Consider the following 14,423-nt stretch of genomic DNA (forward strand, 5'->3'; position numbering starts at 1 on the left):
TTCCATGTCGCGTCTGTTAACATTAATCTTGGCATGAGGGTTCGGTGTAACGTTTTTTAGCGAATTCAATTATACCTTATCCTCATGCTGTTTGTTTTTTATACCGCAAAGATCAACACGCCCTAGTATCAGTTAAATTACCCGAGAAAAACGCGTCGCATTTATTTGTTTTTGTAAATGAGCATCAAAGCACATGCAAATAATACGAATAAATAAGTTACCGCGTGGCGTTACGCTAATTTTATTATCAATTATAGTGACTAGTTCATCTTTTATAAGTGGCGCAAGCGCTACTAATGCATCCTCAAAGTAGTCATTAAATATAAGTGCATGCTTTTCGCTAAACACTTGTATATCTAATTCAAATTGGCAAATGAGCTGTTTAATTGCATCAGCACGAATTACATCATCACGTGTTAAGTGCATACCTTTATTAAGAGCACAGCCGCTTTGTGTTTCTACGCTGTGGTAATAATGTTTTAATTCTTTTTGATTTTGTAAAATAGCAGTGCCAATTTGCGAAATTGATGACACGCCCAAGCCTAATAAATCGCAATTTCCATGTGTTGTATAACCTTGAAAATTACGATGTAGCTTGCCTTCATTTTGTGCAACAGCTAGTTCGTTATCGGTTTTTGCAAAGTGGTCCATACCAATAAATTGATAGCCAGCTTGCGTCATCTGCTCTAGCGTATTTTTAAACATGGTGAGTTTATTGTGTGCATTAGGTAAATCTGCATCTTTAATTTTACGCTGTGCGGCAAAGCGCTCTGGCAAGTGCGCGTAATTAAAAACGGACACACGATCAGGGCTTAGCTCAATAAGTTGCTCTATAGTTTGCTTAAAGCTCTGTGGTGTTTGCAGTGGTAGCCCGTAAATCATATCTGCATTAATCGATTGAAATCCCAACTCGCGAGCTTGTGTAATTAATTGCTTAACCGTATCTGCATTTTGCGGGCGATTAACAGCAAGTTGCACGTCGTCGTTAAAGTCTTGAATACCAAACGAGACACGATTAAAGCCAAGCATCCTTAAATCAACAAGCATATTATCAGCAAGTGAGCGTGGGTCTATTTCAATGCCGCGCTCCGTGGTACTTGTAAAATTAAAGTGCTCCTCTAAAAGCTTAATTAGACGGGTCATTTGTTTTGCGGTTAAAAAGGTGGGAGTACCGCCACCTAAATGTAATTGCTCAACCGTGTAGCTTTTAAATAAATGCGCTTGGGCAGTAATTTCTTTTGCTAAAAAGTCGAGATACGTATCTGCTTTAGATTGATGGCGGGTAATTATTTTATTACAGCCACAGTAGTAGCAAAGCTGACTACAAAACGGGATATGAATATATAAAGAAAGTGAACGACTCGTTGACGATTCTATAGCGCTTATTAAGTCTTGTTGCTGGTACCCGTCACGCAGTGATAGAGCGGTGGGATACGAGGTATAACGCGGGCCAGACACATTATATTTGTTTATTAGGGTTTGATCCCATTGTGGAAGTTTAATCATCACGCGCACCTAAGTAACCAGAGTTCAGGTTAAGTATTTATTTAGATGGTGATTATAAAAAAGTATGTAAGAAGGTGGTTTGATCTATAACAAAAAAGGCGCCGAAGCACCTTTTTTAATAAATATAATTTAATACGACCTAATTAATACGTAACGGTATGAGCATCTTTGAGATATTGAAATAACTCTTTATAACCTTTACCTGGCTTTTCAGCTTTCGCTTCTTTTGCCGCATTACGAACCAGTTGACGCATTTGCTGACGATCAAGAGACGGAAACTGCTCAATAGTCTCATTGATAAGGTCATCGCCTTGTTCAATTAAATCTGAACGTAATTGCTCAATTTTTTTGACCAATACTTCAGCTTGGTTATTTTTATTAAGCATTACATCGATAATCGCTCTAATAGCGTCAATGTTTTCTACAGTACGCAACGTTTTAGCAATGTAGTTTAAGTGACGGCGGTACGCGTCGCTTTTATTGCTAATTTTATCCGCAACCACCATTGCTGCTTTTAAATCGTCATTTAATGGCAGGCGTTCGCGCTGTTTTTTACCCATTTTGGCAATTTCAGTACCTAACTGATGAAACTCTTGCGCTTCGCGCTTAAGCTCCGTTCTTGATACATATTCAATTTCTTCTTCAATTTCAGCAGGCTTGCCTTTTTTCTTTGCCATGGGGTGCTCTTAAATAAAAATAACTTTTACCATTATACATGAATATGATACTTAGGAATATTAGCTGATGTGATGCATTGAGTGTGTTAGCATTTAAATATAAGAAATGTGTGCATTATGCCTCTAAGGCTCAGGACTTAATTTATGAAAAGCCAACAAAACGATCCAATATATTCTCAAATATCGCAAGTTAAAGATGCGGTAGCAGAAGTACTCGAACATGCTAAAAAATTAGGCGCTACAGCTGCAGAAGCGGCAATGTCTAGTACGTCTGGTTTATCGGTTAGTACACGAATGGGTGAAGTAGAAACCATTGAGTTTAACCAAGATGGCGGCTTAGGCATTAGTGTATATGTTGGTAATAATAAAGGCTCGGCGTCTACGGCTGATTTAAACCCAAAAACATTGCGCATGGTAGTCGAAAAAGCGATTGATATAGCCAAATTTACATCTGATGACCCATTTAACGGCGTTGCTGATAAAGAGTTACTTGAATTTAATCCTAAAGATTTAGATTTATACCATCCTTGGGATGTAAGCCCTGAGGAAGGCATTGAGCTTTGTCATGCTGCTGAGCAAGCTGCACTAAATGCAGATGAGCGTATTGTTAACTCTGATGGTGCGAGCTTTTCATCGCATCAGGGGCTACGTGTTTATGGTAACAGCCATGGTTTGATAACTGGCTTTCCACGCACTCGTCATAGTATTAGTACGATGGTAATAGGTCAAGATGGTGAGCAGATGCAACGCGACTCTGCTTATACTGTTGCACGCGATCAAGCGGGTTTAAATGACGCAGCGGCAGTTGGGCTTGAAGCAGCAGCTGAAACATTGGCTAAATTAAATAGCCAAAAGTTAGGCACAATGAAAGTGCCTGTTATTTTTAGAGCCGATATTGCAAATTCATTGTTTGGTCACTTAGTGTCGGCAATTGGTGGTGGTGCGCTTTATCGTAAATCAAGTTTTTTACTTGATAGCTTAGGCACACAAGTATTTAGTAATTGTGTGAATATTGCCGAGCGCCCACATATTTTAAAAGGGTTGGCGTCGTCACCGTTTGATAGCGAAGGTGTTAAAACATTCGATAGGGAAATTATTCAAGGCGGCGAGCTACAAACTTATTTATTAGCAAGTTATGCCGCGCGTAAAATGAATATGACCCCAACAGGGCATGCTGGCGGTATACATAACTGGCTTGTTGAGCAAACTCATAACGATTTAACTGCACTATTAAAAACGATGGGCACCGGCTTATTAGTTACAGAGCTAATGGGGCAGGGCGTAAATACCGTAACGGGTGATTACTCTCGTGGTGCTGCTGGTTTTTGGGTTGAAAATGGTGAAATCCAATATCCTGTAAGCGAAATTACCATTGCTGGTAATTTAAAAGATATGTTTAAAGGCATATCTGCTATTGGTGGTGACATAGAACGCCGTGGTGGTATTCAAACTGGCTCAGTATTAATAGAGCAAATGCAAATAGCCGGCGCGTAGTATTAATACGCAGTGTATACTTAGACCTAGAGTATTATCTCTGGGTCTAAGTGAGCTTTTACGAGGTGTAAAATGGCTAAAGATAGATATGCACCAAAACCGCTAACCGATATTATGGCGGGGTTAAATAATCGTTTATCAGCTTATGCAGGCAAAAGCCAAGCACTTGATACACAGCAAACCCTATTAAAAGATTTTTTGGGTCCTAAGTTGGGTGATAAATGCCGAGTCAGTAATTACCGAGACGGCACGCTAATGATAGAGGCTGTATCTGCACCTATCGCGCTTAGACTTAATTATTTGAAAATGGATATGCTTTCACATTTTAGAGCTGCCGGAATGGCAGAGCTCGGGCAAATAAAAATAACTGCAAATCCTCAAGCAACTCAGAGATTAAGTACAGCGAATAAGTCGGGCAGTCCTGCAGTTACCAACTCACGTAAAATGAGTGAGCAAACAGCGGATTACTTAAACGCGATAGCATCTTCTGCACCCCCTTCTTTAAAAGAAAAACTAGAGCGTTTAGCGCTTCACGGAAAAAATAAAAGTAAGTCTTAACTACCCACCATCTTGTTATTGGTGGGGCTAATTTGGCAGCTCACCGCATTCAAAATACTTTGTTACATATTCCATTTTATTGTTGGCTTAATGAGGTTTATGATACTGCGTGGGCTTTATATTGATCGAAAGCTCTTTGATACCCATTCCATTAAGTAAAAGCGTGTAGGCAGTGCTATTTTTACTCCTGCTATATTCAAGAATTTAATGGAGTTGGTATTAAATTCTAACTAACAAACGGAATCATTATGAATAAAGTAACAATGGCTGCTGCAAGTATCGCACTTGCGCTTGGCTTAGTAGGTTGTGGTGAAAAACAACAAGAAACTAAAGTAACCGACACTCCTGTAGTAACAGCACCCGCTGAAAAACCACTAGAGCTTGGTATTGAATTAGCTAATATGGATAGTTCAGTACGCGCACAAGACGATTTTTACTACCATGTAAATGGGCAGTGGTTAGCTAAAACTGAAATACCAGGTGATAAATCTAACTACGGTTCTTTTTCGCAGTTATATGATGAGTCGCAAAAAGCGATGAAAATAGCCCTTGAAAGTGCAGCCGGAAACAAAGCCGCTAAAAAAGGCAGTGATGAGTACAAAATTGGTGCATTTTATAAAAGCTATATGAATAAAGATGCGCGTAATGAGTTAGGTATTACGCCATTACAACCGTCATTAGATACAATTGATAGCGTTAAATCTAAAGCTGATTTAGTGGGTTTAATGGCTAAAATTCAAAAACAAGGCGGTACTTTACCGTTTGGTTGGTTTGTAAATAACGATGCTAAAAACTCAAGCGAGTATGCATTGTATTTATCTCAGTCGGGTCTTGGTTTACCTGATCGTGACTATTACTTAAAAGATGACGAAAAATTCACTAAAATTCGCGCTTCTTACGAGCAATACATCACTGATGTTTTAACAAAGTCAGGCGTTAAAAATGCAGCAGAAGCTGCTAAGAGCGTACTTGCATTTGAAAAAACACTAGCTGATGCTCAATGGAGCCGTGTGCAAAGCCGTGATGCAACTAAATCTTATAACAAGATGACAGTAGCAGATGCAAGCAAGTTGATGGGTGACCTTGATTTAGCTGCATTCTTTAAAGATGCAGGCGTGAGTGCAAGTGACATTATTGTACGTCAACCAAGCTACTTAGAAGCACTTGCTACTATTTACAAAGACACTGATTTAGCGACGTGGAAAAACTACTTAAAATTTCATTTTGTAAGTGGTTATGCAGAGCTACTTAGTGAAGATTTAGTTAACCTTAACTTTGACTTTTACAGCACAACACTTCGTGGCGTAGAAGAACAAGCACCTCTTTGGAAGCAAGCGGTTGATGCATCTAACAGTGTACTTGGTGAAATTTTAGGTAAGGTATACGTTAAAGATAACTTCCCGCCAGAAGCGAAAGCACGCATGGAAGAGCTAGTTGATAACGTAATTAAAGGTTACGGCGTTGCTATTGAAAATCTTGAGTGGATGAGCCCTGAAACAAAGCTTGCAGCGAAAGAAAAACTAGACAAATTTACGCCTAAAATTGGTTACCCAGACACGTGGAAAGATTACTCAGAGCTGGATATTAACTCAGATGAGCTAGTAGGTAATTACATTCGTTATAGCGAATGGGCATACGCAGACATGATCGCAAAATTGGGTAAACCAGTTGATCGCTCTGAGTGGCATATGACTCCGCAAACAGTAAATGCGTATTACAACCCAGTAAACAACGAAATTGTATTTCCAGCCGCTATTTTACAACCGCCATTCTTTAATTTAGAAGCGGATGATGCAGTAAACTACGGTGCAATTGGCGCAGTAATTGGGCATGAGCTTGGTCATGGTTTTGACGACCAAGGCGCTAAATACGACGGTGACGGCAACTTACGTAACTGGTGGAGTGAGACTGACCTTAAGCAATTTGAAGAGCGTACAGCGGCTTTAGTTGCACAGTATAACGAATATAAACCGTTTGAAGATGCAAGTGTTAATGGCGAGCTAACGCTTGGCGAAAACATTGGTGACTTAGGTGGCTTAACGGTTGCGCATAAAGCGTATATGTTGTCTTTAGGTGATAAAAAATCACCAGTGATTGATGGTTACACAGGCGATCAACGCTTCTTTATGGGTTGGTCACAAATTTGGCGTCGTAACTATCGCGATGAAGAGTTACGTAATCGTTTATTAACAGACCCTCATTCACCAAGCCACTACCGTGTAATCGGTATCTTGTCGAATATGCCTGAGTTTTACGAGGCGTTTGACGTAAAAGAAGGTGATAAAATGTATATCAAACCAGAAGATCGCGTAAAAATTTGGTAATTTACTAAATAGACCGATTTAAAGTTAATAAAAAACCAGTAAGTTTTTAGCTTACTGGTTTTTTTGTATCTTGAATTTGTAAATAACCTGAACTATGGATAATAAATCTATCTCAAGCAGCTATTTTCAGCGCTAACTGCGTTGAATTTACTTGCAATAGGCCAGCTATTGACGCGTAAATTCGCCTTGTTTTCACTAAAAATCTCTGGCTAGAGAAAATAAATTTAAATATCACCATGATTCAATACGTTAATAAATCTCTTAACCAGAGTTCAGGTTAAATAAGCTTTAGCTCATCAAGCACTCATGCATCCATTTTTCGTTACTGAGTATGTTTTTATAAAGCGCTAGTTGGTTTTGTGCTCGCTCTAAATTATGCTCTGCATGAGCCACTTTAAAGTACACATCGTTATTTAAGTAATCAGTTAAAAAGCGCACACTTAACATGAGCGGCATTATTTTAGCGCCTAGTAGCAGGCTTTCTTGTTCTTGTTTACTCATGCTACTTTTTAATGGCGTTACATAGCCTTTAACAATGGCTGAAAATATATCTTTTCGAATAACAACGTTGTGTAAGTTTGTTGAATCCTCGGCTTCGGGGGAGCAGAAAGTGCGTACCATGTCGCCAAAATCATAAAGCCTAAATCCTGCCATACAGGTATCTAAATCAATAACCGCCTTTGCTTTATGAGTTGTATTACAAAATAGCATATTATTTATTTTTGTATCGTTATGACACACTCTAAGCGGTATCTGCTTGGCAATGTTGCTAAGCTCGGTAATTAAATGCTGCTGCGATAAGCAATATTCTATTTCGTCAGCGCAGTGCTTTACTCTATTTACAGGGTTATTTGTGATTGCGGTATTTAATTGCTCAAAGCGCATCGCTAAGTTATGAAAATCAGGAATTACAGAGTGTAGTTGTTGTGCATCAAAATCTTGTAATGCATGAGAAAATACGCCAAAGGCATAGGCTGCTTGCTCGCTCTGTTGCGCATTTTTAACAACGTCTTCGCTGTAACTGTCACTAATATAGTTAAGGATACGATAGTACGCGCTATCAATTTTTATTAAGCGCTCGTCGCTTTGTGTCGCTATATGTTTGATTATTTCAAGAGGGTAATTATTTTGCAGTTGTTTAGCATTTAGATGCTGCTCAATTAGTTTTGCATTACTTACTAACTGAGCAGGGTTTTTAAATACTTCAATATTAAGTTTTTGCACAATAAACTGTTTATCAATACATCTAAGTAGCCATGTACTATTTATATGACCGCTACCAATTACACTAACTTGAGTTAACTCAGGGGGCAGTGCTAACAGTTCGCTTAGCTTATTTTGTATTGAGATGTTCATTGTGCTCACTTATGCCCATTTATTATGCGTATCGGGCAACTATTTTTTCGATAATTCCAGCATTCGCTTCAGGAAAATTATAATTTTCTAATTCACTAATTGCTACCCATTCACTAGGTTGCCCTTCAGCGCCATGTGCTTCACCGCTAAAGTTACTTACTATGTGTACATCTAATTTAACGCACTTATCGCCGTAGTCATGTTCAATCACCATAAGTTGGCTAGAGCTATGAATTGTTAATCCAACTTCTTCAATAAGCTCGCGTTTAAGTGCGACAAATACACTTTCACCTGCTTCTACTTTGCCACCAGGAAATTCCCATAAACCGCCTTGATGTTGTTCATCTGCGCGTTTACAAATGAATATAGCGTTATTTTTCTTAATAACGCCAACAGCTACATGTACAATTTCTATAGTCATTACTTTAAAACTCCATAAAAAAAAGCGACGCTAGCGCCGCTTTTTAATAAGCTAATGACAATATTGGGCTATTTTAATTTACCGCAACATTGTTTGAATTTTTGACCTGATTTACAAGGACAAGGGTCATTACGACCTACTTTTGGTTCTGTACGAGCCATAACTGTGGCTGTTTCAGGTGCTTCACCACCTACTTTCTCAGCTTCTTCATGTTGGTATTCACGAGGAGCACTTTCACTTTTACGGTGTTGCTCTTCTACTTTCTCAACATCTTCTTCTGCACGTACTTGTACTTTACTTAGAATGCTTACAACATCTACTTTTAAGTTTTCAAGCATTTCAGAGAATAGCTCAAACGATTCACGCTTATACTCTTGCTTAGGATTCTTTTGCGCATAACCACGTAAATGAATACCTTGACGTAAGTGGTCCATAGCAGCAAGGTGATCTTTCCAATGCTGATCAAGACTTTGTAACATAATCGCTTTTTCGAATTGACGTAAAACAGAGTCGCCAACTTGCTCTTCTTTTTGCTTGTAAGCTTGCTCAACAGATTCTTCAATACGCTCACGAAGTTTTTCTTCGTATAGTTTATTGTCATCTGCTAACCACTGAGTAATTGGTAATTCAATTAAGAAGTCTTGTTTTAAGCGTTCTTCAAGTCCATTAATATCCCACATTTCAGCAAGGCTTTGCGGTGCAATATACTGGTCAATTAGATTACTAAGAACGTCAGCACGAATTACAGTAATAGTCTCTGAAATATCGCCTTCTTCAAGTAGTTCATTACGTTGAGAGTAAACAACACGACGTTGATCGTTTGCTACATCATCGTACTCAAGTAATTGTTTACGAACATCAAAGTTGCGTGCTTCTACTTTACGCTGTGCATTTTCAATTGCACGATTTACCCATGGATGTTCAATTGCTTCGCCGCGTTGCATACCTAGTTTACGCATCATGTTAGTCATGCGCTCACCAGCAAATATACGCATTAACGAATCGTCCATCGATAAGTAAAAACGGCTTGAGCCAGCATCACCTTGACGACCAGAACGACCACGTAATTGGTTATCTATACGACGAGACTCATGACGTTCAGTACCAATGATATGTAAACCGCCGGCATCAATTACTGCATCATGGCGAATTTTCCAAGCTGCTTTAATGTCAGCAATTTGCTCAGCAGTTGGGTTCTCAAGTTTTTCAACTTCACTGTTCCAGTTACCACCTAACACGATATCGGTACCACGACCGGCCATGTTAGTTGCAATAGTTACTGTGCCTGGTAGGCCTGCATCTGAAACGATATCAGCTTCTTGCGCATGAAATTTAGCATTAAGTACGTTGTGCTTAATTTTTTCTTTACGTAAAAACTGTGATAAATACTCAGAGCTTTCAATCGAAATAGTACCTACAAGCACCGGTTGTCCACGGTCTTGGCAGTCTTTAATATCAATTAAAATAGCTTCGTATTTTTCTTCTTGCGTTAGGTAAACTAAATCAGCGCGATCATCACGAACCATCGGCTTATTAGTTGGCATAACGACAGTATCTAGACCGTAAATAGATTGAAACTCAAAAGCTTCAGTATCGGCAGTACCTGTCATACCTGCTAGCGTTTCGTATAAACGGAAGTAGTTTTGGAACGTAATAGATGCAAGTGTTTGGTTTTCGTTTTGAATATTTACACCTTCTTTAGCTTCAACAGCTTGGTGTAAACCTTCTGACCAACGACGACCTTCCATTGAACGACCAGTATGCTCATCGATAATGATTACTTCGTTTTCTTTTACTACGTAATCAACATCTTTTTGGTATAGCTTGTGAGCACGAAGGGCTGCATAAACATGGCTTAGTAGCGTAATACTTGCTGCTGAATAAAGCGAATCGCCTTCTTCAATTAAGCCGCGTTCAGTAAGTAGCTCTTCTACTTTAATTTGACCGCGTTCTGTTAAGTGAACTTGTTTAGACTTTTCATCGATAGTGTAATCGCCGTCGCCTTCAACACCTTCTTCGTCTTCTTTTTCTTGAAGTTCAAGTAAAGGAACGATGGTATTTATTTCAGTGTATAACTCTGAGCTATCTTCAGCTGGGCCTGAAATAATAAGCGGGGTACGTGCTTCATCTATTAGGATTGAATCCACTTCATCCACAACAGCATAAAATAATGGACGTTGTACACGTTCATCAATGCTAAATGCCATGTTGTCACGAAGGTAGTCAAAACCAAATTCGTTATTTGTACCGTAAGTAATATCAGCTGTGTATGCTAGCTTTTTCTGCTGTGGCATCATACCTGGTACGTTACAGCCTACACTCAGACCTAAGAATTCAAATAATGGACGGTTTGTTTCAGCATCACGTTTAGCAAGGTAGTCATTCACGGTAATTACGTGAACGCCTTTCCCAGTTAAGCCATTTAAGTAAGCTGGTAGGGTAGCTGTTAGTGTTTTACCTTCACCGGTACGCATTTCTGCAATGCGACCTTGATGTAAAACCATGCCGCCTAATAGCTGTACGTCGAAGTGGCGCATGCCATTTACACGATTTGACGCTTCACGTACCACAGCAAAGGCCTCTGGTAGTATGTCGTCAAGACTTTGCCCGTTATCGTAACGTTCTCTAAACTCAACTGTTTTAGCTTTTAAGTCTTCATCAGAAAGCGCTTCTAATTGCGTTTCTAGTGTATTGATTAGCGCGACCGTCTTTCTAAAGTTTTTAATAGTGCGGTCATTGCGACTACCAAAAATTTTGGTAAATAAATTAGATATCATGATAAAACCGTTACAATGTATTCTTTGCTAGCCGAGTATCGGCTAACCCATTTTTAACAATTGGCAATTAATATGTACTTTTAAGTAACACTTAGAACATATTAATTAGCAATTTTGTATTAAACTGCTTAAAAGTACTGTTTACTACGTGCGCTACTATACCAGACTCTGCCAAACAACAAACTATCTCAACAAAAAGATGTGTATTTAAAATAGAAAAATTTGATCTGGTTCGTAAAAATAACTTAATGCCTTAAATTACATTTAAATAGCCATTAACGCTAAAGATATGGTGGTAAATAAATTTAAAACAAGGGCTGTGTGCCTGCTTAAACTTTAGACTTAAACATGCACACAAAATCTCCGATTTTATAATTTAAATTGATTAACCGTTTTGTTTAGTGCAGCTGCTAAATCACTCAGGTCGCGTGCTTCATCAGCGAGTACATGAGCATGATTAGCTGTGCTATTCACTAAGTTATTAATTGCCGATAGACTCGTGTTTATATCTTCTGCTACCACTGTTTGTTGCTCTGTTGATGTTGCAATTTGATGACTTTGGTCTTGCACTTTAGTTACCGATAATGCAATGTTTTGCAGTGAAGTCAGTACTTCTTTTGTTTGCGAGACAGAGCCTTCTGTTTGTTCTTGACCTTGTAGCATCATGAGCGATGCTTGCTGGGCAATTTGTTGCAAACGCGAAATCATATTACGAATATCATCGGTTGATTCTTGTGTTCGACTCGCTAGCGAGCGTACTTCATCAGCAACCACCGCAAAGCCTCTACCATGTTCGCCAGCCCTAGCTGCTTCAATAGCTGCATTTAGCGCAAGTAAATTAGTTTGATCAGCAATGGAGTTAATTACGTCGACTAGCGCACCAATGTTATTACTTTCTTGTTCAAGCCCTGCAACGACTTTAGATGCTTCACCGATATGAAGTGCAAGTTCAGTCATTACTTTTTGAGCTTGTGCTGAGCGGTTAGCGCCTTCAGCGGTAATAGCTTGTACTTCTTCGGCTGCGTTATTTGTATTTTGTGCATTGCGTGAAATTTCAAGCACGGTAGTCGCCATTTCAGTTACCGCAGCACTAACGCTATCTACTTGTTGCTTTTCTTGCTGAATTTCTGAGTTTGTTTGCTCTGATACCGTTTTTAATTGAGCCGCAGCGTTACTTAATTGCTCTGCTTGAGCTGCTGTTTCTAGCATCATTACGCGTAACTTATCAATAAAGGTATTCATATGATTAGCTAACTGGCCAACTTCATCTTGGCTATCAATATTAATTTTTTGTGTTAAGTCGCCTTCGCCTGATGCTATGTCGCGCATAATATTAGTAAGCGTAGTTATTGGTTTTGAAATCATTTGTGTAGCCCATAAAATCATGGCTAAAATAATGATCAAAATAACAACAACAGCTGTGGTTGTGGTTGTTACTGCTGCATTTACAGGTTCCTCAATCATGCTTGTTGGAATGAGCAAACCTACGTACCAATCTAAATAAGGTGCTTCTAGCTGTAAACGATTATAAACCACATAAAATTGCTCACCTTTTAAGGTAACTATTTGGCTGCCTTTTAAGTTATTACGCATTTGTGTATTTAGGGTTTTAAAACCTGTGGTATCTGTAAATTGTTGCTCAAGCGCATCAAGCCCTTCCTTTCCATTAGGGCCTTCGTCTGTAATTGAAAGTTTATGTCCCGTCGCTTTTGAAAAATGCACAACCTTTTGATTACCGTCCAGCAAAAAACCATAACCTTTACCGTTAAATCGGATATTTTCGACCATGTCGTTAATTTTATTAAGCTGTAAATCAACTCCACCCATACCAATTAGCTTTTGTTGAGTGTTATAAACGGGTTGTTGTACTACTGCAGATGCATTTCCAGTAGTTAAATCTACAGATATAGGACCTACATAGAGCTTATTGATTTGCATTGCTTCTTGCCACCAACCTCGCTTATAAGCGTAGTAAGGTTTGCCATCGTAGTGAGTGGTGCGCTCGTTTTCTTTAAAATATTCACCAGTTGAAGCTGAGGCAAAAAATGCGGATAAAATATTGTCATCATTTGCGCTTATACGTACAAAATCTTGGTTTATTTCGCTGTAACCAGGCGCATTTTCAATTGTTTGGTCACGGGTATTCCAGTTTTCAAAAAAGTTTATTAAATGTGGATTATTAACAAAGGTTGATACCATTTTACCGTACATTGCAAAGTAACTTTGCATTGAGAGTTGCTCGGTTTGTAGGTAACTTTGTGCTTCGTTTTCTATGTTTAGTCTGGAGAGGTTAGCGATGTGTTTAACAAAAAAAATGGAGGTAATAATCAGTAAAATAGTAATTGTTCCACCGATCAATAATAATATTTTCTTCCGTAATGATAAATTATTCAGCATGGGTACACATATTTTTATTATTTAGTAGATTATATCTAATCATATCTCGTTGAAAATCTCTATAAAGTTAGATAGAAAGCAATAATTATGCGTTTAAAATTAAGGTTTATACAAAAATGGAAGATAAAATTAATAAATTAGTAGTACTAGGTGCTGGTTGGTTGGGTCATGCTTTATGTTTAAGTGCAAAGCAAGTTAGTTGGCAAGTGCAAGGTACACATAGAAGTAATGAGCACAAATACGATTTCGAACGACAGTTTTTGCTAAAAGACGAGCAATTAACACATCAAATTGACTTACAAGATGCTTACTGGGTTTGTGCTATCCCGCCGCGTAGTCGACACAGTGAAAGCAATTATCCGGAAACACTTACCGCAGCATTAAAACTTTCAAAAACGTTAAATGCAAAAGGCTTTTTATTATGCTCATCAACAGGTGTTTACGATCAAGAGGCTGGTGTATACACCGAAAGTAACGATATTTCATGCACTAACGAGCGACAAATAAAGCTTTATGAAGCTGAAGAACAAGTGCTTTCACAAGATGGAAAAGTGCTGCGTTTAGCTGGGTTATTAGGTCCAAATAGAGAGCCGGGTCGTTTTGTTGCAGGTAAAGAGCTTAATACCTCAAGCCAGCAAGTAGTAAATATGGTGCATCAACAAGATGTAATTAATGCAATTTTTGCGGTTATAGAGCACTGGCAAGTAGGGCAAAATATTTATAATGTGGTTAATCCTTCGCACCCAACAAAAGCGGATTATTATGCCGAAAAATGCGTGCAGCATGGTGGTGAATTACCTCGTTTTACCAGTAATGATAAAGCTGAGCGTAAAGTTGTTGGCTCAGCTATTGAGGCGTTAGGGTTTAGTTATCAGTATGGTATTTAATGTATAGAAAGCTTTAGGATTAAAGA

General features: G+C 38.7%; 10 protein-coding genes. 4 read left to right on the forward strand and 6 right to left on the reverse strand.

Annotated elements, in window-relative coordinates; translation table 11 throughout:
* Nucleotides 1-132: 132 nt before the first annotated feature.
* Nucleotides 133-1,506, reverse strand: coding sequence for an oxygen-independent coproporphyrinogen III oxidase (hemN, locus tag I6F65_RS15490; RefSeq protein ID WP_166109451.1), 1,374 nt, complete (start codon nt 1,504-1,506; stop codon nt 133-135).
* 143 nt (nt 1,507-1,649) lie between these two features.
* Entirely contained in the window at nt 1,650-2,183 is a 534-nt protein-coding gene (gene yjgA, locus I6F65_RS15495) for a ribosome biogenesis factor YjgA (RefSeq protein ID WP_007582068.1), read from the reverse strand.
* A gap of 144 nt (nt 2,184-2,327) precedes the next feature.
* Here yjgA and pmbA point away from each other — a divergent pair, with 144 nt between their 5' ends.
* From pmbA to I6F65_RS15510, 3 genes are all read left to right on the forward strand, one after another.
* Nucleotides 2,328-3,677, forward strand: coding sequence for a metalloprotease PmbA (pmbA, locus tag I6F65_RS15500; RefSeq protein WP_007582066.1), 1,350 nt, complete (start codon nt 2,328-2,330; stop codon nt 3,675-3,677).
* Between the two features lie 72 nt (nt 3,678-3,749).
* Nucleotides 3,750-4,235 (forward strand): DUF721 domain-containing protein, encoded by a 486-nt coding sequence (locus I6F65_RS15505; protein WP_024589904.1) that lies wholly within the window; start codon nt 3,750-3,752, stop codon nt 4,233-4,235.
* 248 nt (nt 4,236-4,483) lie between these two features.
* Nucleotides 4,484-6,559 carry a M13 family metallopeptidase gene (locus I6F65_RS15510; RefSeq protein ID WP_197113752.1) on the forward strand — a complete coding sequence of 692 codons (2,076 nt, stop codon included), beginning with the start codon at nt 4,484-4,486 and terminating at the stop codon, nt 6,557-6,559.
* Nucleotides 6,560-6,847: 288 nt separating this feature from the next.
* Here I6F65_RS15510 and I6F65_RS15515 read toward each other — a convergent pair whose 3' ends face one another.
* From I6F65_RS15515 to I6F65_RS15530, 4 genes are all read right to left on the reverse strand, one after another.
* Complete coding sequence (locus I6F65_RS15515) at nt 6,848-7,915, reverse strand: phosphotransferase enzyme family protein (protein ID WP_197113755.1); 1,068 nt, start codon at nt 7,913-7,915, stop codon at nt 6,848-6,850.
* Nucleotides 7,916-7,937: 22 nt separating this feature from the next.
* Nucleotides 7,938-8,336: an 8-oxo-dGTP diphosphatase MutT gene (mutT, locus tag I6F65_RS15520; RefSeq protein ID WP_024611864.1), complete on the reverse strand. Its 399-nt coding sequence runs from the start codon at nt 8,334-8,336 to the stop codon at nt 7,938-7,940.
* A 68-nt stretch (nt 8,337-8,404) separates the two neighbouring features.
* The gene (secA, locus tag I6F65_RS15525) at nt 8,405-11,113 is read right to left on the reverse strand and encodes a preprotein translocase subunit SecA (protein ID WP_166109447.1); all 2,709 of its coding nucleotides are present in this window, start codon (nt 11,111-11,113) and stop codon (nt 8,405-8,407) included.
* 369 nt (nt 11,114-11,482) lie between these two features.
* Nucleotides 11,483-13,510, reverse strand: a complete 2,028-nt coding sequence (locus I6F65_RS15530; RefSeq protein ID WP_197113756.1) for a methyl-accepting chemotaxis protein — start codon at nt 13,508-13,510, stop codon at nt 11,483-11,485.
* A gap of 116 nt (nt 13,511-13,626) precedes the next feature.
* Between I6F65_RS15530 and I6F65_RS15535 the strand changes: the two genes are divergently transcribed.
* The gene (locus I6F65_RS15535) at nt 13,627-14,397 is read left to right on the forward strand and encodes an NADP-binding protein (protein WP_197113758.1); all 771 of its coding nucleotides are present in this window, start codon (nt 13,627-13,629) and stop codon (nt 14,395-14,397) included.
* The last annotated feature ends 26 nt before the right edge of the window (nt 14,398-14,423 follow it).

This window comes from Pseudoalteromonas sp. SWXJZ94C (assembly GCF_015864385.1).
Lineage (GTDB): Bacteria > Pseudomonadota > Gammaproteobacteria > Enterobacterales > Alteromonadaceae > Pseudoalteromonas.